We start from the raw sequence: 20,442 nt of genomic DNA on the forward strand, positions 1-20,442 counted from the left end.
TGTTCCGGCTCAGACATGGCCGTTCACTCCGTGATCATGACGAGAATTCACCACTACCACTACCACTGCCTGGTTAGGGCAAGCAACGGGCCTTGTATTGCCAAATATTGCTTGTCAGGCACCGACGCTCTGATATCCGCGCACCTGGTAGTGCCACCACCGGTAGGCGACGAGGAACCCGCAAAGGCCGACCAACGGCGCCGCGACCGCCACCGGCCCTGGGATGTGCAGGTCCCCGGTCCGCCCGAGGAGCACACCGGCCGGCAGGTAGGCCACCACGGCGACCGGCACCACCCAGGTCAGGGCCCAGGACATCATCGGGCCGAAGATGCTGGTCGGGTACGACCCGAACATCAAGTAGATGTTATCGGCGAGACGGCTGGCCGCCCAGGTCTGCACGAACCGGAAGCTCAGCGACGAGACGAACACCTTCGCCGCCCCCTCGGCCAGCGCTCCGCCAATCACGGCGAGTATGAGGTAAAGGATGTGCACCGGCGAGAAGTCGATCGAGACCAAGTTGACCGCGAGTACGAACATGACGACCGCCGCGAGCACGTCGCCGATCACGTTCATCTGGAACCGGGTGGTGATGACCTGGAGAAACGGGTTCAACGGACGGACCAGACAGCGGTCGAAACGCCCTTCGCGGATCGTGTCGTCCATGAACTCGAGCTGGTGGAAGGGCACCGCCCAAGCCGCGTGCGCGAGCAGCCGCAGCGCGTAGAGGAACGCCATCTCGCCGAACGTCCAGCCGGCGATAGTGTCGAAGGTCCGCAGCATAACCCAGACGGTCGCAATGCCGCTGCACTGATAGACCACCCCGAGCACGCACATCAGCAGGAAGTTGAGCCGGTACTGACGCTCGGCGCGGACGGCGATCCGGTAGAGCTCCAGGGTGAGCCGGAGGTCGTTCATCGCCGTCATCCGCCCTGCACCACGACGCGGTGCTGCGCCCGGGACCAGACCAAGCGGGCAACCAGCGCGAGCACGGCGATCCACACCAGCTGGACGCCGATCGCGCGGATCGCGTCGGCGCCTTCCAGATGTCCAACGTAGATAGCAACCGGCGTGTAGGTCGTCGCTTGGAACGGCAGATGCTCAGCAACCACGCGTAGCAGGCCCGGGAAGAAACTCAGCGGCACGAAGACACCGGCGAAGAACTGGCTGATCAGGGAAAACAGCATCATGGTCCCGTTGATCTCGGTGGTCCAGAATGCGCTGAGGCAGACCAGCAGGTTCAGCATGACGGCGACGCCGATGCCGCACAGCAGACTCACCAGCCACAGGCAGAACGCCGCGAGGGAGGCCGGCGCGCCGAGCGTACCGATGACCGCGATCACTGGCAGCGCCACTATGGCGAACGTCGTCATCATCAGCGCGCTGCCGACCAGTTGGGCGATGACCTGCGGGATGAACCCGGCGGGCCGCAGCAGGTCGAACGCGATCCGCCCCTCGCGGATCCGTTCCCACAGGTAGGAACAGACCGTCGAGTCCTGCACCGCCCACCCCTGCAGGTTCGCCAGCGTAAGGTAGAGCAGCATCTCGGACAGGGGGATCCCGTTGACCGTCCCGGCAGCGCCATACAACGCGGTCCAGACCCGGCTCAAGATGAAGATCTGGACGACCACGATGCCAAGGGTGAAGACGACGTTCTGACGGTAGGTCACGGCCGTCTTCATCCGGCTTCGGATGATCTGAGCGTACGCGGGAATGTTGCGCCCCGGCCCACCACGACGGGCCGCGGCTTCGATCGGCATCAGGCGGCCCCGCGGTCGCCGTAGAGAGTGCGGACCACGTCCTCGAGGTCGGGTTCGAGGATCGTGAGGTCGGCCATCGGGCAATGGTCGTTGACCGCGGCGATGATTTCCTGGGCGCTGACCCGGGCCGCCTCGAAACGGACCCGGAGCACACCGTCCTTTTCGGAGATCACCTCGCCGGGGAAGCGGGAGGACCGCAAGGTATCGGCGCGGGTGCCGGCCGGCACCGGTTCGGGGGCGAGCTGGGCGACCAGGATACGGTGCGGGGCGTACCGGGCCTTCAGGTCGGCGAGCTTCCCGTCGTACAGAACCCGACCGCTGTCGATCACCACGACCCGATCGCAGAGTGTCTCGACGTCGACCAGGTCGTGCGTGGTCAGGACCACGGTGGTGCCGCTATCCCGGTTCATCTCGGCGACGAAGTCCCGCATCCGGACCTTGGCAACCGCGTCCAGACCGATGGTCGGCTCGTCCAGGTAGAGGATCCGCGGCTCGTGCAGCATGGCGGCGACGAGGTCGCCGCGCATACGCTGGCCCAGGCTGAGTTGACGTACCGGCTGGTGCAGGAACGGCGTGACGTCCAGCAGTTCGACCAGGCGGTCCAGGTTGCGGCGGTACGCGACGCCCGGCAGCCGGTAAAGCTTGCCGAGCAGGGCCAGCGAGTCGATCAGCGGCAGGTCCCACCAGAGCTGGCTGCGCTGGCCGAACACCACGCCAATGTGCATCGCGTTGCGTTCGCGGTCGCGCCAGGGAACCGTGCCGTTGACCTCCAGCAGACCGCCGGTGGGGACCAGCACGCCGGTCATCATCTTGATCGTGGTGCTCTTGCCGGCGCCGTTCGGCCCGAGGTAGGCGACCAACTCCCCGGCCGACACCGTGAAGTCGACGCCGTTCACCGCCCGGGTCTCCTCGTACTGCCGAGTTACCATGGTGCGCAACGTGCCGAAGGGACCGTCGAAGCGGCGGGGCCGCCGGAAGTGCTTGGTCAGGCCCTCGGCACGGATCACTGGTGGCACGCGGTATCTCCTGACGGCGCGGTGATCCGGTGGGCCGCCAGGATCGCGGCGCGTTCCTCGTCCGCCGGGCGGTTGAAGTACGACAGTTCCCGCGGCGAGTCGAGACACTGGACTGTGACGGCGAGCTCGCTGTCACCGGTGTGGTCGAGCACGAGCAGATCCGCGTTCTTGGCCCGCTCCGGCAGACCGGACAGCACCTCGGCGAGATTGCCCGTGTTGACCTCGATCAGCTCGTAGTTGGCACGTTCCGGCAACCTGCCGTCCAGGGCCCGCACCGCCGCCTCGAAACGACGACAGCACTCCAGCCAGGTGAGGTCGCCGTTCACCGGATCGAACACCCGGTCCATCACCCACTGCGCGACGACGGCGGGGTCGTTCGAGTGTTTGCCGGTGAACCGGACAAGGTTGGCACGCCAGTCTCGGTACATGTCGTCGTTCATGATTTGGGGATGCTGGTGGAAGACGATGGTGTCCCGGCTATAAGCGAACGAGAGCCCCAGCCGGTGCAGGCGGTAGCCGAGCTCGCTGTCCTCCAGGCCCCAGCCGGTGAAGCTCTCGTCGAAGCCGCCGGAGGCAAGCAGGTGCTCGCGGCGCACCGAGACGTTGCAGCTGAACATGAAGTGCCAGGCCGTCGCCAGGTTGTTCAGGTTGTCCGATAGCGCGGCGAACACGTGGTCTCGTAGGTCCGCGCCGGCGAGCGGGACCAACTTCGCCCAGGCCTCGGCGCTGTCCGGGCCGTCCGGGCCGATATCTACACCGGAGAACCAGCCGCGCGGCCCGGTGACCACCAGATCCGAGCGACGGCGGTGGTAATCGAGGTGGGCAGCCAAGGCGCCGGGCGGAAGGAGCACGTCGGCGTCGACGAGCACCACGACCTCGCCGCTGGTCTGCCGGATGCCGTGGTTGCGTGCCGCGGAGCGCCCGGACGCCGCGGTCCGGGGCAGGAACTGGTAGCGCAGGTCGAAGGTCGGGCCTTGGCGGCTCGCCACATCCTGGACGACGTCCGCGGTGCCGTCGTCGGAACCGTCGTCGACGACCACCACCTCCAGCGCGTGCCCACTGCCCAGTTCTTGCCGGGTCAAGGTTGCCAAGCAGGCACGCAGCTGCGGGCCGGCGTTGTACGAGGGGATGACGACGCTGACCTTCATTTCCCAGCTTTCCCTATCGGTGGCTCACGGCGCACGCCGGCGGATCACCACGACCGATCCGCATCGCTGGATCATACCCGATTCCCCAAATGCTTCCAAGGTCCACGATGGATTGCACGTCGGATGCAATCCCGTTATCGACAAAGATCCATAACGGCTGTAGTATGCCTCCAGCTCTGCCATACACGGGGAGGTACGCCGATGCGGCGACGTTCTACGGCAGCCAAACGACTTTCACGAGGAACCGCGGAAGCAAACTTCCAGCAGAACGCAGGTGCCGGGAAAGCCATGAGGCCCGCATGATTCTCACTGGTCCACAAATCATCGATTCCACGACAAGCGGGCGCATCCGAATCTCGCCGTTCGAGGTTGCCCAGGTAAATCCGAACAGCTACAACGTGCGTCTCGGCAGCACGCTGCGGACATACCAGACCGACGTCATCGACGCCTACCGGCCAAACCCTACGCAATCGATCACGTTGGACAGCGACGGCTACGTGCTGCACCCCGACGAGCTGTACCTCGGGCACACCGTGGAGGAGGTCGGTTCCGACCACTACGTTCCGCTGCTGTTCGGCCGTTCCTCGGTCGGCCGACTCGGTCTCTTCGTGGAGATCACCGCTCCGATTGGGGACATCGGCTTCCACGGCCAGTGGACCCTGATGCTCTCCCCGGTACGTCCTCTGCGGGTCTACCCAGGCATGAAGATCGGCCAGATCATGTTCTTCGAGGCGTACGGCGACATCGAGCTGTACTCCGGCAAGTACCAGCGGGCCGCCGGCCCCCAGGAGTCGCGGTACTGGCACGACGTTGTGGGGACGATGTGATCCTGACCGGACCGGAGATCCGCAACGCCGTCAGTTCCGGCGACATCACCATCGTGCCGTACGACGCAGGCCGGGTCTCGCCGAACGCGTACGACTGGAGGCTGGGCGACACGATTCAGGTCTGCGACTCGGACCTGGACGCGGCCCGGCCGTCGACGTTCGTCGAGAAGGTGATCCCCCCGGACGGCATGGAACTGCAGCCGGGGAACCTGTACCTCGGCGTGACGCACGAGCGCACCCATTCCGAGCTTTACGCCCAGCTCATCAACGGCGACCACAGCCTCGGCGCCTTGGGCGTGTGGGTTCACGTGTCGGCACCGCTGGGCCACACGGGTCACGGCATCCGCTGGACCTTGGAGATCCGGGTGGCCCGGCGTACCCGGATCTACCCGCGGATGACGTTCGGGAAGATCATCTTCCTGCGCACCAGCGGTGCGATCGTCAGCTACCAGGACATTGGGCAGAAATACGTCGCCAGCACCGGTATCGACGTGTCGCGCCTGTACGAGGAAATGCGATGAGGATCCTCACCGGGATCGACCTCCCGTACGGCACGCCGGGCGGCAGCGTCGAGCTGCTACAAGACCTCTACCTCGGCGACTGTCCGCTGATCCGGTCGAACGTCTTCATGCTGGCACCGGCGGATTCCGGGGTTGCCGTCCCCGAGACCGGGCCCGTGGTGCTGGAGGTGGAGGGCAAGACGCTGGACGGCGCGGCGTTCCGGGCGTACACCGAGAAACTCGCTGCGGCCGTGGGCGAGCGTTTCGAGCCGGGGCAGCACGATGTCCTGCACCTGCAGCACCTGGCGTTCGGCGCCACGCCCGCGCTGCGGCGCGCGTTCCCTGGTCTGCCCGGGATCGCAGTCGTGCACGGCACCGACCTGCTCTTCGCCGAGAGCCACCCCACCCAGGCCGAGGTGCTGCGCCAGACCGCTGCGGAGGCGGACGCGGTCGTCGTGCCGACCCTCGCGATGGCCGACCGGCTGATCGCCCTAGGCGCGCCGCCGCACGGGCCGATCGTGCACATTCCGTGGGGCGTGCCGGACGCATTGATCGCCGCCGGGGCGGACGAACCCCGAGACCGGGAGGGACCGCTGCGGATCCTGTACGCGGGACGGCTGACCGCCGAGAAGGCGACCACGCCTATCCTCGCCCTGGCCGCTGGGCTGGATGGGGTACGGCTGTCGGTCGCGGCTCCACCCGGTGAGTACGCACGACTGGCCGCCACCCACAAGCTCGGCAACGTCTCCTACCTGGGCTGGAAGTCGCGTCCCGAGCTGTGGCGCGAGTTCCGCCACCACGACCTGCTCATCGTCCCGTCACTGCGGCTGGAGGCATTCGGCCTGGTCGCCGTCGAGGCGCAGGCGTGCGGTCTGCCGGTTGCCTACCAGGCCGTGCCCGGTCTCTCCGAGGTTCTCGCGGACAGCGCCGTGACCGTGGACTTCACCAGGCCCGCCGAGGTGGCGGCGCTGGTCGGCCGACTCCGGCGCGACCCGGCGTTGCTCCACGACCGGCGCGCCGCCGGGCTGGCGAACAGCGCCCGTTTCCCGCTGTCGGCGACCGCGGCCTCGCTGCTGACCCTCTCGGCCGAGCTCGCGCGCGCATGACCGGCGACTGCGTTTTCTGCGCGATCGCCGCCGGCACGCACCCAGCTCCGGTGGTGTACGAGGACGAGGACACCGTAGCGTTCCTGGACATCACGGCGGTGACGCCGGGACACACGCTGGTGGTGCCCCGGCGGCACGCGGCCGACCTGTGGGAGATCCGGCCGGAGGACTGGGCGGCGGTCGCCCGGACCGCACACCGGATTGCCTCGCGGATTCGCTCGGAGCTGGACCCGGACGGCCTGACGCTGTTCCAGGCCAACCGCGCGGCCGGTTGGCAGGATGTCTTCCACCTACACCTGCACGTGGTGCCCCGGGCCACGAACGACCGTCTGCACCGGCCCTGGGTGGCGTCTCCTGTCCCGCTGGAGCGCCTGGAGGGCATGCGGCGGCGCCTGGACCTGCGGACGACCGCCCAGAACTGACCCGCGAAAGCGGGTCAGTTCTGGGCGGCGCTGTGCGCAGCCAGACGTTCCGCCTCGACGGCTTCATAAAGGGCCTTGATGTTAGAGCTGCCGAACGTCTCGGCGCCACACCGCTCGATCAGTTCGAAGAACAGCGTGCCCCGATCGTGCCTGGACTGCGTGAACAGCTGGAACAACTGACCGCCGTGGTCCTCGTCGACCAGGATGTTCAGCTCCCGCAGGTCGTCCAGGGCATGCTTGCGTAGTTCCAGGCGTTCCCCGATTCGGCCGTAGTACGCCGCCGGCGTGCTCAGGAACCTGACGCCGCGGTCGGACAGCGTGCGGACCGCACGGGTGATGTCCTCGGTCGTGAACGCGATGTGCTGCACGCCCGCCCCGCCGTGGTTCTTGAGGAACTCGTCGATCTGGCCAGGATCGGCGCTCGGATCCGGCTGGATCATGGTGAAGGTGATCTGGCCGGTACGGCTCTGCACGACCTGAGAGATCATCGCCTGCGAGCCCACCACGATGTGCTCGGCGAAGATGTCGTCGAATCCGAAAGCCGCCCCGTAGAAGTTCACCGCCCAGTCCAGCTGACCCGTACCCAGGCAGATCGCGAAATGGTCCATCGTGTACAGCTGGGCGCCGTCGCCGGCCGGATCGTCCTCCCCGGTGGCCGGCAGCGCACGGAAGCCGGGAAGCAGACCGGTGCCACGCCGCTCGACGAGTGTGTGCACGACGTCGCCGAACCCGGAGACCACCGCGGTGACGGCCACGTCATCGCGGTCTCCGTACTCCTGGGGTTCGGCGACCGCCCGGGCTCCGCTCGCCACGACCTGCTCGTACGCGGCACGGACGTCGGAGGTGCCGAAGGCGATGTCGGCGACGCCGTCGCCGTGCGCCAGCACGTAGGCGGCGGCGGGATGCCCCTCGTCGGTCGCCTCGGTCAGCACCAGGCGCATGTCGCCCTGGACCATCAGCACCGAGCGGAAGCCCTCCGCCGGCGACCCGGCCACGGCCGCCTCCCGGAATCCGTAGTGGTCGTGCCACAGGGTGGTCTGCCGGTCCAGGTCCTGGACGTACATCACCACGTGGTCCAGCTTGAAGTCGTCGATCACGTCGTTTCTCCTTGTCGAACTCGGTGGAGTCACCAGGGGTCCACGCCAAGCAGCCGGCGACCGAGTGGCGTCATGGCGGCGAGCTGCGCCGGGCCGAACCCATTGGCACCGGGCCGGTCACCGGGGCGCTCCCCTACGCTCCACGGGGCGTCGTCGCGGGAGTAGCGCAGGAACTGGGCCACCCGGGTGGTGGAGTTGCGGTTGTGCGAGGCCGCGTGCGGCATCAAGTGGTGCATCAGTACGAAGTCGCCGGACGACCCGGTCACCTCGACTGTCTCCAGGCCGGGGATGTCGCGCCATTTGTCGTACAGCTGCCGGCCGGCCGAGACGCCCCGGGCTTTCTGCTCCACGAACCGGTGACCGCCGGGGACGACGTGGATGCCGCCGCCGCCCGGCTCCACGTCAGTGAAGTAAAAGCATCCGCCGATCTCGATTTCCTCCGGCGTGAAGAGGAAGTCGTCGACGTCCTCGGGCACCGCCGGGTCGAGGTGCAGGCGCTGACTCAGTTCGCCCGCTCGCCTCGCGTCGTTGCGCATCGTGATGGCCAGCGAGCCGTCCCGGACCAGCAGGCGCTCGGAGCCGAGCAACTGGGTCATCACCGCGTACAGCCGTTCGTTCTGGAACAGCGGGATGAAATCCGGGCCGTCGAAGGTCTGAACGCCGGGGGCCTGGAAGGGCTTGAGCCGGCCGTCGAAGGCCTGCCAGTGCTCCGGTATCCGGAAGTCGCCGGGCAGCAGGTCCCGGATCAAATCGGCGTAGTGCCGGGCCTCGTCCTGGCTCAGGGCGCCCCGGACGATCAGGAAGCCGTCGGACCTGAAACGGTCGACCTCCTCGGGAGTGATGACAGGTTCGGTGGTGACGGGCATGCGTTCTCCGTTCGATCGGTGATTTCGTAGCGGTCCGGGATGACCAGCAGGGAGCCGGTCCCGACCGCGGGAAGCAGAGCGGCATGCAGGTCGTCAGGGCGGGGATTCGTGCCGGGAGCGGCCATGACGTAGGCAATCAGCCGCGCCTCGTCACCGGGGTCGGTGCGCACCTCGGCACTGACGACATCGTTCCGCTCACACAGCATCCGGCTGATCGGGTCGACGTCGATCCAGCGGCCGCCGGCCCGGATCGCGGTGCCGGGGCGTTGCGGTGCGCTCAGCCCCGTCTCCCCAGCGATCCGTTCCGGCTCGCTGTCCCGGCCGTCCGCCCAGCGGACCAGCATCAGTTCGATGCCGCGGAGCAACGCCGCAGCATCACCGGGCGGCAGTGCCTCGGAATCGCCGTGGATCGAGATCCGGCCGGCACGGGCGTCCGCCCAACGCATTGACAGGCTGGCCGCGTACTCGTAGGAGACTTCCCCGGTGGTGGACCCCGTGATCGTCCCGTCCTGCACCGGCAGCGGCCTGGTGGCCCCAGTCAGTAGCGAGGTCCATCCCTGCGGCGGCGGTACGAAATTGAACGCCAGGTCGGGGGTTAGGCACATCCCCCGGCGTCGTTGCGCCCCGTCACGTTCCGCGATCAGGTCCAGCGGGTCGTACCGCCCGTACACAGGGTAGCCGTCCACGAGGACTCGTTGCACGTCGGCGGCGTGGGCACGCAACGTCCGGCCGGCACCGGAGAGCGTGACCGGGACGCGCTGCGCCGTGGCGCACAGAGTCAGCCGCAGCTCCCGGTTGTGCCGGTTGTCCATCGAGACGTTGACCGTGCAGTCGTCCTGGTCGCTGCGGACGCACATCAGCTGGGTGAAGGCCGCCAGGACCAGCGCCGACGGTAGCGTGTCGCCCGCCGCGAGAAGCTGCGCGAACAGCCGGTCGGCATCGGGAATTTCGAGCACCCTCCGGTAATAGCGGCCCTCGGCCGTGGCCCCGGGCGGCCGGCGCCGGTGCATGCGCGGCGGAGCGGTCGCGAAGTGGCAGCGGAGCATTTCGGCGGCGCGTTCTCGGTCCCGCGTGCCCCGCGTGCCGGCCTCGAGGGCGGCGGCCGCGAGCGGCTGGATGCCCTCCGCGCCGCCCAGGACGTCCGGCCCGGCGGGCTCGCCGAGAATCCGGCTGGTCTCCTGCTCGATTACCCGGTGGAAGGCGGCGTCGACGGCGACGTTGTCGGCGACCATGCCGAGCCACCCGCTGTCCGCGGTGCGCAGCAGGAAGAACCGGGCCAGCAGCGCGCCCGGACGGCCCTGCTGCTCCAGCCGGAACTCCTCGGCTAGCGCGGCCATCCGAGGCCTGAGCTCGTCGGGCGTGTCTAGGTCGATCACCCGGAGCGGGTCGCCGGTGTCGTGCAGGACCTGTCGTGGCTCGCCGTCGATGTGGTCGATCGAGGTGCGCAACACCTCGAACCGGGCCGTCAGGGCCGCCACCAGATTCCGGGCACCGGCCACCGAGGGATCGGGCAGCGCATGTACGCCTTCGGCGAGTCCCTTCTCGAGGTACCACTGGAACTTCTGGGCCCTGGTCAGGTTCATCGCCGTTCCTCCGGCCGTCCGGTGGAGCTCCCGTACCGCATGTCAGAGCAGCGAGGCCCGGTGGTCGCGAACGAGTTCGGCAAGACGGCGCACCCCTTCATCGATCTCCTCGGCGGACAAGGCGCTGCACGACAGCCGTATTGAATTGCGGCCGCCGTCGCCGAGATAGAAGAAACTCATCGGGGTCCACAGGACGCCGTATTCCGAAGCGGATATCTCCAGCAGTTTCTCGTCGGCCGTCATCGGAATGTCGACAACCATGAAGAAGCCACCGGCGGGTGCGTTCCAGCGCGCATCGGACCATGTGCCCAGATGGCGTTCCAGCGCGTCCTTGAGTGCCCGGAGGTTGCGACGATAGAACTCAATCTTGGAAGTGTTGGCACGGCGCAGGCTACAGTCCGATTCGATCAGCAGACCGCCGATGACGCCCTGCGCTATCGGTGAGGTGTTCAAGCTCAGCATGCTCTTGACCGTGGCCAGTTCCTCGGCCAGCAGCCTCCGGGTGCCGTCTGCGCCGACCACGGTCTGGTCGGCGATCAGGAAACCCACCCGGGCGCCCGGAAAGCACGACTTGGCAAACGATCCGAGATAGATGACCCGCTGATCGGTGTCAAGGGACTTGAGTCGCGGCCGAGGACGGTCGTCGGCGCCAAACAGCCCGTACGCGTTGTCCTCCAGCACCAGCAGATCTTCCTCGGCGGCGACCCGCAGCAACTCCCGCCGCTGGTGCACGTCGAGGCAGGCGCCGGACGGGTTGGCGAAGTCCGGGACCAGGTAGAGCACCCGGGGGTTGCGGCCGCTCGCGCGTACCGCGCGGGCAACCCTGGTCACGTCCGCCGGGTCGAGCCCGCCGGCGGCCTCCGGCACCCCGACCACCGGCACCCCGATCAGCCGCGCGGCGCCGGTGACGCCCACATAGCAGGGCTCGGAGACCAGAAGCACGTCCGCCGGATCGGCGAACAGCCCGCGCAGCACGATGGCCATCGCCTCTTGACAACCTGCGGTGATCGCTATTGCCTGGTCTGGTACATCGATATCCTCGTCGGTGCGCAACAGCCGGCTCACCAGTGGCTGTAGCTGCCCGTTGCTGGGCCCGTACTGCATCAGCGAACGGCGTACCTGCTCCTCGCCGTGACCCGAGTCCTCCAGGTGCCGGGTGTAGATGTCCAGGTAGCGGGTGATGTCCGCAGTCCGGTAGAACCCCTCGTACGGCCGCCCAGCAGCCAGGGAGATCGCGTCCGGGTACCGGTTCGCCACCTCATTGAGGAAGTTCATCGATGAGGCCACCGGATCCGTGACAGAGGCGTGCAGGGAGTCGCGGGACAGCTCAACGGTCGTCATCGCGGCATCTCAGGCGATCGCGGAGTCGTCGATGTCGGCCACCCGTGGACGTCCCGTCAGCGCCATGGTCTGCACGAATTCCCGGGTGAGAAGCCGCAGCATGTCGGCGACGCCGTCACCACCGCCGACCGCGAGCGACCACAACACCGGCCGGCCGACCAGCACCGCACGGGCGCCGAGGGCCAGGGCGACGAAGACGTCGCGGCCGCTGCGTACCGAGCCGTCGACCAGGACCGGGATCCGCCCGCCTACCGCGGCGACCACCTCACGGAGCGCGACCAGGGACGGTACCGCACCGTCGAGCTGCCGTCCGCCGTGATTGGAGACAATCACACCGTTCATCTCGGACTCTACTGCGAGCAGGGCGTCCTCAGCGGTCAGCACGCCTTTCAGCAGGATCGGCAGGGTGGTTAGCCCTCGCAACCACGCCAGGTCGGCCCACGTGATCGAGGCGTCGAAGGCCTGCGCGGCATGCCGAGCCAGGGCGGATTCGCCGTCGCGACCTTGGTGCTGCAGGTTCGCGTCTTGGTCGTCCAGGTTGGCCGGTGCGAGCTCCGGGTCGAGGGCAAATCCGTTGCGGAGGTCCCGGCGGCGCAGGCCGAGATGTGGCGTGTCCACCGTGAGCACCAGCGCGCTGAAGCCGGCCGCCTCGGCGCGCCGCACCAGGCGCGTCAGCTTCGCTCGGTCGCGCAGCCAGTAGAGCTGCAGCCAGAGCGGCCCGGCGGCGGACGCCGCGATGTCCTCCAGCGTACGGCTCGCGAAGGTGCTCACCACGAAGAGCGCACCGGCCACTCCGGTGCCGCGGGCGGTCTCCACCTCCCCGTCCGGGTGTGCCATCCGATGGTACGCGGTGGGTGCCACCCCGACCGGCACGGACAGCCCGGATCCGATCAGCCGCACGGCGGGATCCGGCTCCGCGACGTCCACCAGCACCCGAGGGCGCAGGCGTACCGCGTCGAAGGCGGTCCGGTTCGCGTCCACTGAGAGCTCGGAGCCGCTACCGCCCTCGATGTAGTCCCAGTTGTGCGCCGCGATCCGGTTGCGTGCCCGGGCCCGGTAGTCCTCTACGCACACGATCGCCATGCTCGTTCCCCGTTCGTCCGTCCATGACTGACTTCAGTACGCATGCCAGGCCATCCTCGGCGCAGGACCCGGTCACCTCGTTGGCCGCCGCCCGTACCTCGGCGGGCGCCTGCCCCATTGCCACCCCGCGTGCCGCCCACCGGAGCATCTCCAGGTCGTTCACGTGATCGCCGACCGCCACGGTGCCGTCCGCACCGACGCCCATGGCGATCCGCAGATCCTCCAGTGCGGAGGCCTTGGAGACACCGGGCGGGCCGACCTCCAACCCACCCGTACGGCCCGTGGTGTCGGCAACCGTGGCCAGGCCCAGCACTCCGGCGAGCGCCACGAACCGGGACCGGGCCATCCCCTCGACGATCACGCGGCGGGCACCGTACGCACCGGCCCGCTCCCACGACGCCACGGACACCGGCCCGGGCAGCTCACTGGCCGGGAACCCGGCGGTGACCCGGAAGCCGTGCTCCCCCGGCGGTTCGACGGCTGCTGCGCAGCCGGACGGATTCCCGGCCAGGACGGCCAGCAGCGGTCCCGGGTCGAAGATCCGCTCGGCGACCACGGCGTACCCGGCGTGACTGTCCTTCTCCTCCCGCACGGTGACGGCGCCGTTCGAGCAGACCGCGTACGCTCTCGTCAAACCGAGACCGCCGAGCAGCGCAACCGTGGCCCACGGCGACCGGCCGGTGGCAAGCACGACGTGGTGGCCAAGGTCGTGAATGGCGCGGATCGCCGCGTGGACCCGGGGCGTGACGGTTCCGTCGGGTCCGGCGATGGTGCCATCTACGTCGAGCGCGATCAGCAGCGTCATCGCGGTGACCCCCGGTGTCGCCGGGCGAGATCGGCCGCGCCGACGAGACCGGCCAAGTTGCCCAGTTCGGCCGCCCGGACCTGCGGTTGCGGCCATCCGCCCCGGTCACCGGACTCCTTGCGGTACACCTCGAGAAGCGGGTCCATCAGCACATCGCCGGCCTCGGCCAACCCGCCGCCGATCACGACAACCTGTGGGTCGAGCAGCTGGACGATGTCCGCCACACCACGAGCCAGCCATTCCGCAACCTGCCGGAACGCTCCCGTCGCCACGGGATCGCCCATCCGGGCGGCCGCGGCGACGGCCGTACCGTCGAGGAACCCTCCGTCCCGGGCGTACCGGACCAGGGCGTGCCCGCTGGCGTACTGGTCGAGGCAGCCGTTGCGGCCGCACCCGCAGAGCCGCCCGCCGCGAACGGCGACCATGTGACCGACCTCCCCGGCGGTCGTGGTCGCCCCGCGGACCAGTTCGCCCCCGAGGACGAAACCACCGCCGACGCCAGTGCCGACGGTCACCATGATCACCGAGTCGGTCGCGTCACGGGCGGCGCCGAACCGGAACTCCGCCCATGCCGCAGCGTTGGCGTCGTTTTCCACCAGCACCGGCACATCGCATGCCGCCTCCAGCAGTGCCCGTACCGGCTCGTTCCGCCAACCTAGGTGGGTCGCGAACAGGACGGTAGAACGGGCCGGATCGACCAGACCGGCGGTCCCGACGCCGATCGCCGCCACGGGGAACCGCTCGCCGAGGTCCCGTGCCACGGCGACGACGACATCCCGCAGCGCGTTCCCGCCAGCGGCGGGTGTCCCCCGGCGAATCGTCGAGATGATCGTCCCGTCCGCGTCAACGACGCCGCCGACCACCTTGGTCCCACCGATGTCCAGACCGAGGGCGAGCGGTTCCGCGGTCATGCGGCGGTCACCGCGAGGGAGAGCCGGCGGATCGTCGGATGCTCGAAGATATCCTTGACCGTCACCGTCCGGCCGGTGGCCTTCTCCACCGCCGTGGCCACGTGCACTGCCGCCAGCGAGTCGCCGCCGAGTTCGAAGAAGTCGTCGTCGGGGTGGACGTCCTCCAGGCCGAACGTGTCGCGCCAGAGCTCGGCCAGCATCGCCTCCAGCTGGCCGGCCGGGCCGTCCACGGTGTCCGGGACCTGTCGCGCCCGCTCGAACTCCGGCGGCGGCAGCCGATTCTGGTCCAGTTTGAGGTTGCCGGTCAGTGGGATGTCCGCAACGACGGTCAGCGTAACCGGGTGTTGGTGACCGGGCAGCGTCGCGCGGACATGCTCCCGGACCGCCGCCACCAGACGCCTGCGCTCGGTGAGATCGCTGAGGTCAACGGGGACCAGGTAGGCGTCCAGCCGTTTGTCGCCGGTCCCGTCCTCCCGGGCCACGACCACCGCGTCACGGACGTCGGGATGCCCGGTCAGCGCGCTCTCGATCTCGCCGGGTTCGATGCGATAGCCGCGTACCTTGATTTGCCGGTCCTTGCGGCCGAGGAATTGGATCGTGCCGTCCGGTGCGATCCGGGCCAGGTCCCCGGTACGGTAGCGGCGCGCGTCGGGTCCGCTCTGCGGGTCCGGCACAAAGCGTTCCGCCGTGCTCTCCGGCCGGTTCAGGTAGCCACGCGCCACGCCTCTGCCCCCGATCACCAACTCGCCCACCTCACCGTCGGCGACCGGCCGGCCCTCGGTATCCGTCACCAGGACCTCGACATTCCGGAGCGGACTTCCGATGGGTATGTGCGGAGCGCTCCCGGTCATCACTGCCAGGTCCTGGAAAGTGGCAAAGCCGGTGGTCTCCGTGGGGCCGTACAGATGGATGAGCCGTCCACCGAAGGACTCCCGGGCGCGGACGCCCAAGTCGTTCCGGACCGAGTCGCCGCCGAACAGGAGTGTGTGGACGTTGTCGAGCGCCGCGAAATGCCGTCCGTCGAGCAGCCGGAAGACCGCACTGGTCAGGTGCAGGATGGTGACTCGGTCCTGGCGCACCTTCGCGATCAGGGAGGCGAGTTCGTCGCCGGCGAAGTCGTACACCACGCAGGTCGCGCCGTTGACCAGCGGCGACCACAGCTCGAAGGTGGACGCGTCGAAAGCCAGGGTGGCCAGTGCGGCGACCCGGTCACCGGGGATGACCGACACGTAGTTCTGGTTGCTCACCAGGTTCGCCACATTGTCGTGTGTGACCAGCACACCCTTGGGCCGGCCGGTGGAGCCGGAGGTGTAGATGACGTAGGCCGGGTCGTCGGCCGTGACCGGCACGTCCACGTCGCCGATCGGGTATCCGCGGAACTCCTCCGGACGGTCGATCAGCACGACCGTCCCGTCGTGGGCTGGCAGCATCCCGGCGGTCCGGCTCCCACAAACGACTACGGGTGCCGCAGTGTCCTCGATCATCATGGTCAGCCGGTCGGCAGGCCACGTCACGTCCAGCGGAACGTACGCGCCACCGGCCTTCAGGACGGCGAGCAGCCCGAGCGGCATGTCGCACGTCCGGTCGACGCTGACCCCTACCAGGGTCCCCGGCCCAACGCCCAGGTCCTGGAGCCTGCGGGCGATCTGGTTCGCCCGCTCGTTCAGCTCCCGGTACGTTTTCGTCACGCCGCCCCCGATGACGGCCGGCCGGTTCGGGGCGGTGTGCGCATGGTGCTCGACCATGGCGTGTAGGGTCGTCCGCTGGTCCAACGAAGACTCCGTTCTGGCGGCGATCCGCCGATGTCGGTGGAGGTACGGCTGTCCCGTTCACGCCTTGGGGTCAATGTTGCCAAGCTTGTCACCAAGAAGCCCTCTCGACCATCCTGACCCTCACCAGTTTGCCAGATTCAGGCAATACGGCTGACCCGTCACGGCTGAGATACACCGGCTAGGCTGGCTCGACAGCGTTGCCAAGATGGCTAATATAGATCACGATCCACGCTACATCTACTTGATGCTTCGGTAAACATAGATTCCCCCGCGGAGCGGCCACGAGGCCCCGATCGAGACAAGGTTCATCATGCCGGCGCTCAGTATCGTCATGCCCTTCCACAACGTGCGGCCCTATCTGACCCGCGCGCTGGAGTCGATCCGCATGCAGCGGCACACCGACTTCGAGGCCGTTCTCGTCGACGACGGCTCGACGGACGGCAGCAGCACCATCGCGGCCGGGTTCGCCGACCGGGACCCCCGTTTCCACGTCGTCCGGCAGGAGAACACCGGGCCCGGGCCGGCTCGCAACCGCGGCATCGCCGAGGCACGGGGCACCTACCTCGCGTTCGCCGACGGCGACGACGAGGTGCCGCCCGAGGCGTACGCTTCGATGATCCGTTCGCTCGAAAACACCGGCTCCGACATCGCATGCGGACGAGTGCTGCGTTTTGTGGGCGAGGAACCACCGTTCCTCTCCGAACTGCACGAGGAGATCGGGCGTACTGCGGCCGACCGGACGCACATCACCCGCTACCCGGCATTGGTCGCCAATCGTACGATGTGGAACCAGATGTACCGGAAGGCATTCTGGGATGCTCACCGGTTTGGCTTCGATGCGGTGCTGTACGAGGACATCGCGGTGTCGGCCGAGGCGCACTCTCGGGCGTCCTCAGTCGACGTGCTCGCGGACATCGTCTACCGGTGGCGGATGCGGACCGCGCAGGAGACCACCTCGATCACCGGCGCGTTCGGCCACCCGGACAACGTCCTCGCCCTGATGAATGCGGTTGCCCGGACCAACGCGGTCCTCCTGGAGCTGGCCGCTGCAGCGAAATCGACGCACGACAAACTTATGATCAAGTACGACTTCGAGGCGGTCCTGGTGGCCCTGCCGCAGGCCGGCCCGGAGACCCGCAAAATGATCCTGTCCCGGGTCGAGGAGTGCATCGCCACCTTCCCGGCGGACATCGCCGACGATCTTCCGGCCGAGCAGCAGGATCGGTACGTACAGATTCGCGCCCTGCTTGCAGACGCGTAAGCTGCTGTCGTCCGTGCCGGCGTTCGCCGGCACGGACGACAGCAGGCGGGGACCACCCCTACCCTCACAGATCGGCGATCCGCCATACGCCGATGGACTTGTCGGGGAAGCGCAGTTCGATTTCCTTACCGTCCTCCTCGTACCGGTGCACCTCGGTGCAACGCTCGTTGATCAGCCGGATCGGTTCGGGCAGCAGGAACGGCGCCCGCCGCAAATTGAGCGGCCGCCACCCACCGGGCTCAATGTCGGCGGGGTTCTCCATCCGGTCGGTGAACGTGGTGGTCGCCAGGTACGTAGCGCCGCTGCGCCGGATGTTGTCCAGCGCCCGCAGGACGTCGTCGTTTCCGAGGTGGACCAGACAGTCGCGGGAGAAGATCAGGTCGACCGGTGCCAGAGGGTCCCGGGTGAGGTCGGCGACGCGGAACTCGCGGCCCGGACGACCGTAGCGATCCTGGTTTCGCTCGACGAGCCAGGTCACGATGTCGGCGCCGATGTAGCGGACGGGGCCTAGGTCTACCCGGGAGAACCAGTAGAAGTCTCCGCAGGGCACGTCGAGAATGCTTGTCACGTTCAGGTCGCGGAGCAGACGGGGGATCGCCGACCGCAGCGTCGCGGTCTGCTCAAGGTTCGAGCCGAGCCCGGACCGGGACTCGCCGTCGGCCACCGCCGGGTCATCGTCGACCAGGGTCCAGTCACCGCTGGCGTAAATGCGGGTGAAGGTGTCCTGGAGCGTGCCGGGACCGGCACCCGCTTCGGAGAGCACCGCTGAGCCGTGTCGCGGCGACTCGTTCACATCGTCAGACATCATTTTCCTCCTGGGCTGTCCGCACGGATCCGAAAGGGGAGGAGACATACCGCCGGGACGGCTGTTGCCGGCTTGCCAGGCCACGAGAGGGTCGCCAAGTGCCCCACACCGTAACCGGGTGCATTCCCGGCGGCGGCTCACGCCTGGCCGGGGATGCGGGAACCCTAACAGATCCGCATGCTCTTCGATGGACACAGTGGACGACGGTCGGCCGTCGGCGTTGCTCAGCCGCTCTCTGCGCGCGGCGAAACGGGCAGGACGAGCGTCTCGGTGATCAGGTATGGTCGGACTCACGTCGGCACACCGCCGAGACGTCAGTTGAGTCACCGCTCAATAACGCACCGCCTAGCGACACCTGGCAACTTGTGCCAAACTTGCCAGCCGACAGCCATTGCGTAGCCGGCAATGGCACGTTGCTGCTCGCCGGAGCGCCGCAACGTATTCACGCACCGACACGGGGGCTAGTGACAGTGCATCTGAACCTCGCTACCAGGCGGCATGCCCGTCAGGCGATTCGCTCCGCTCATCGGGAGGTGGTGCTGACACTTCCGGACGAGGCGTGGGGCGCCTACCGGGCACCCGACCTACTCCGGGCACGACGATCCGCACATCGCAGCGTGGCGCTCCGCGTTCGGACCTGCTCCGCCGCACCGGCACCTGTGGCGCTGCCGATCCTGGCCCGGCTGATGGACCGGTTGGACGCGCGGTGCCTTTCTCAGTTCGGGTACCAGGCGGCGATGAACGACCGGGCATGAAGCTCCCGTTACGTCGGCAGCACCGACGGCGGCGAGATGAAGTACGCCCTTGCCGCACTTCCGGTGCGATGCTGCGCCCGGTCTGCGCCGGGACCGGGCGCCTGGGACAACACCTTGGCCAGACTACGCCAGACCGTCGCCGCCAACTCCACGTTCCGGGTGTCCTGTGCCTCCTGCGCCAGCCCCTCGATGTGTCGGATACCGGCCTCGCGCTCGCCGGCCAGGATCATCAGCAGCCCGTGCAAAGTCTGCTGTCGGATCCGGTCGCGGAAGGCGAGCAGCACTGGCTGCCCGTCCACCTCGTCGCAGAGTTCCCGGGCCTCGTCGATCCGACCTTCCTCAAAAGCGAGTTGAGCGCAAAGCGTAGACAGTTGTTGCCGGTACAAATCCGTCCCCACCAGACGGATGATCGGGTGAACCTCATCCAGGCGCAGCTGCGCCAGGTCGGTCCGCGGCGGCATGGTCTGCAGATACAACGACGCGGCGCCGAGCCGCAGCCGGGCCCAGAGCAGCACGTCGACGGCGTCGCTCAGGTGGACCAGCGCCTGTTCCAGAAGTTGACTCGCCATTGCGTAGTCCGCCTGCCGAGTGCGGACCGTGGCCGAGGCCCACAGCGCTTCAACGTGGAGCACGCCGGCCGCTTCCCGGGTCAACTCGCACAGTTCATCAGCGTGCTCACGTGCCTCGACCAGCTGGCCGAGCTCGGCCTGGGCGAGGATGATCGCGAGCAGCGCGGCGGCGCGATCGGCCACCGGCAGGTCCTCGGCCAGCAGGTAGGCGCGGGACGCGTACTCCAGGGACTGGGCGACATCGCCGCGGACCGCGACGCACCTGGCCAGCGCTGTGCAGGCGCGCGCCCACAGGCCAGGGTGGCCGATCTCCTCACTGAGCACGTTCAGCTCCACCAGCAGCTCGAACTGCTCATCGAGGCGTTGCTGCGCCGAACGCATCCGGGCGAGTTGCCACAGGCCTTGCCATCGCAGTGCCGGATCGGCCGCGGCGTCGGCGCGCAAAGCCTCGGCGAGAACGTCAGAGAGGTCAAGACTGTCCGGTGCGGACTGCACCGCAGCGAGCACGTGAGCGAGTGCGGACGGACTGGGCGCCGGCGTGGGCTCGGCGTCCAGCGGGACGCCCAAGCGCTCGCTGAGGTAGTCGACGGCGTGCTTGGTCGGCCGGCGTGCCCCGGACTCCAGTCGGGACAGGTATCCGGTGGACATGCCGTCGCCCGCCAGCGCAGCCTGCGACAGGCCCATCTCTAGCCGGAGCGCTTTCAGTCGTTGACCGAAGGAGAGCTGTTGAGCCATTTCACCTCGCATAGTACTGGGACACGACCACGGAGGAGGACCTCCAGCGAGACGGGGAGCGCTGTCAGACGACGTCCACGAGT

Annotated in this window: 19 protein-coding genes; 5 read left to right on the plus strand and 14 right to left on the minus strand. The window is 68.2% G+C overall.

The annotated features are described in order from the left end of the window. Positions 1–114: 114 nt before the first annotated feature. From BMY89_RS27725 to BMY89_RS27740, 4 genes are read right to left on the minus strand one after another with little or no spacing between them, the layout of a single operon-like run. Positions 115–915: an ABC transporter permease gene (locus BMY89_RS27725; RefSeq protein ID WP_170147785.1), complete on the minus strand. Its 801-nt coding sequence runs from the start codon at positions 913–915 to the stop codon at positions 115–117. A 5-nt stretch (positions 916–920) separates the two neighbouring features. After that, positions 921–1,757, minus strand: coding sequence for an ABC transporter permease (locus tag BMY89_RS27730; RefSeq protein ID WP_092383123.1), 837 nt, complete (start codon positions 1,755–1,757; stop codon positions 921–923). Continuing rightward, complete coding sequence (locus tag BMY89_RS27735; RefSeq protein ID WP_232521585.1) at positions 1,757–2,773, minus strand: ABC transporter ATP-binding protein; 1,017 nt, start codon at positions 2,771–2,773, stop codon at positions 1,757–1,759. The genes BMY89_RS27730 and BMY89_RS27735 overlap by 1 nt, the downstream gene beginning before the upstream one ends. After that, entirely contained in the window at positions 2,761–3,921 is a 1,161-nt protein-coding gene (locus BMY89_RS27740; protein WP_092383125.1) for a glycosyltransferase family 2 protein, read from the minus strand. The genes BMY89_RS27735 and BMY89_RS27740 overlap by 13 nt, the downstream gene beginning before the upstream one ends. 299 nt (positions 3,922–4,220) lie before the next feature. Here BMY89_RS27740 and dcd point away from each other — a divergent pair, with 299 nt between their 5' ends. Genes dcd through BMY89_RS27760 form a run of 4 tightly spaced genes read left to right on the plus strand, consistent with a single transcriptional unit; the run spans position 4,221 to position 6,776 of the window. After that, the gene (gene dcd / locus BMY89_RS27745; protein ID WP_092383127.1) at positions 4,221–4,748 is read left to right on the plus strand and encodes a dCTP deaminase; all 528 of its coding nucleotides are present in this window, start codon (positions 4,221–4,223) and stop codon (positions 4,746–4,748) included. After that, complete coding sequence (locus BMY89_RS27750; RefSeq protein ID WP_092383129.1) at positions 4,745–5,269, plus strand: dCTP deaminase; 525 nt, start codon at positions 4,745–4,747, stop codon at positions 5,267–5,269. The genes dcd and BMY89_RS27750 overlap by 4 nt, the downstream gene beginning before the upstream one ends. Then, positions 5,266–6,354, plus strand: a complete 1,089-nt coding sequence (locus tag BMY89_RS27755; RefSeq protein ID WP_092383131.1) for a glycosyltransferase family 4 protein — start codon at positions 5,266–5,268, stop codon at positions 6,352–6,354. Before BMY89_RS27750 ends, BMY89_RS27755 begins: the two co-directional genes overlap by 4 nt. After that, the gene (locus BMY89_RS27760) at positions 6,351–6,776 is read left to right on the plus strand and encodes an HIT family protein (protein ID WP_092383133.1); all 426 of its coding nucleotides are present in this window, start codon (positions 6,351–6,353) and stop codon (positions 6,774–6,776) included. Before BMY89_RS27755 ends, BMY89_RS27760 begins: the two co-directional genes overlap by 4 nt. A 14-nt stretch (positions 6,777–6,790) precedes the next feature. On the opposite strand, the gene hppD is transcribed toward BMY89_RS27760, so the two are convergent. Genes hppD through BMY89_RS27795 form a run of 8 tightly spaced genes read right to left on the minus strand, consistent with a single transcriptional unit; the run spans position 6,791 to position 16,207 of the window. Continuing rightward, positions 6,791–7,873, minus strand: a complete 1,083-nt coding sequence (gene hppD, locus BMY89_RS27765; protein ID WP_307818729.1) for a 4-hydroxyphenylpyruvate dioxygenase — start codon at positions 7,871–7,873, stop codon at positions 6,791–6,793. Between the two features lie 29 nt (positions 7,874–7,902). Beyond that, entirely contained in the window at positions 7,903–8,739 is an 837-nt protein-coding gene (locus BMY89_RS27770; RefSeq protein WP_092383135.1) for a phytanoyl-CoA dioxygenase family protein, read from the minus strand. Continuing rightward, entirely contained in the window at positions 8,670–10,322 is a 1,653-nt protein-coding gene (locus tag BMY89_RS27775; RefSeq protein ID WP_092383137.1) for a condensation domain-containing protein, read from the minus strand. The genes BMY89_RS27770 and BMY89_RS27775 overlap by 70 nt, the downstream gene beginning before the upstream one ends. A gap of 42 nt (positions 10,323–10,364) precedes the next feature. Next, positions 10,365–11,663, minus strand: coding sequence for an aminotransferase-like domain-containing protein (locus BMY89_RS30730; RefSeq protein ID WP_232521586.1), 1,299 nt, complete (start codon positions 11,661–11,663; stop codon positions 10,365–10,367). Positions 11,664–11,672: 9 nt separating this feature from the next. Further along, the gene (locus BMY89_RS30735; protein ID WP_111313877.1) at positions 11,673–12,746 is read right to left on the minus strand and encodes an alpha-hydroxy acid oxidase; all 1,074 of its coding nucleotides are present in this window, start codon (positions 12,744–12,746) and stop codon (positions 11,673–11,675) included. Next, complete coding sequence (locus BMY89_RS27785) at positions 12,661–13,551, minus strand: HAD family hydrolase (protein ID WP_170147784.1); 891 nt, start codon at positions 13,549–13,551, stop codon at positions 12,661–12,663. The genes BMY89_RS30735 and BMY89_RS27785 overlap by 86 nt, the downstream gene beginning before the upstream one ends. Continuing rightward, positions 13,548–14,462, minus strand: a complete 915-nt coding sequence (locus tag BMY89_RS27790) for an ROK family protein (RefSeq protein ID WP_092383141.1) — start codon at positions 14,460–14,462, stop codon at positions 13,548–13,550. The genes BMY89_RS27785 and BMY89_RS27790 overlap by 4 nt, the downstream gene beginning before the upstream one ends. Next, positions 14,459–16,207 (minus strand): non-ribosomal peptide synthetase, encoded by a 1,749-nt coding sequence (locus BMY89_RS27795; RefSeq protein ID WP_092383143.1) that lies wholly within the window; start codon positions 16,205–16,207, stop codon positions 14,459–14,461. Before BMY89_RS27795 ends, BMY89_RS27790 begins: the two co-directional genes overlap by 4 nt. A 337-nt stretch (positions 16,208–16,544) precedes the next feature. On the opposite strand from BMY89_RS27795, the gene BMY89_RS27800 reads away from it, so the two are divergent. Continuing rightward, positions 16,545–17,495 (plus strand): glycosyltransferase family 2 protein, encoded by a 951-nt coding sequence (locus BMY89_RS27800; RefSeq protein ID WP_092383145.1) that lies wholly within the window; start codon positions 16,545–16,547, stop codon positions 17,493–17,495. Positions 17,496–17,559: 64 nt separating this feature from the next. On the opposite strand, the gene BMY89_RS27805 is transcribed toward BMY89_RS27800, so the two are convergent. Then, complete coding sequence (locus BMY89_RS27805) at positions 17,560–18,300, minus strand: class I SAM-dependent methyltransferase (protein WP_175510442.1); 741 nt, start codon at positions 18,298–18,300, stop codon at positions 17,560–17,562. A 763-nt stretch (positions 18,301–19,063) separates the two neighbouring features. Continuing rightward, the gene (locus tag BMY89_RS27810) at positions 19,064–20,359 is read right to left on the minus strand and encodes a helix-turn-helix domain-containing protein (RefSeq protein WP_170147782.1); all 1,296 of its coding nucleotides are present in this window, start codon (positions 20,357–20,359) and stop codon (positions 19,064–19,066) included. Positions 20,360–20,442 lie beyond the last annotated feature (83 nt).

This window comes from Micromonospora phaseoli (assembly GCF_900109115.1).
Lineage (GTDB): Bacteria > Actinomycetota > Actinomycetes > Mycobacteriales > Micromonosporaceae > Micromonospora > Micromonospora phaseoli.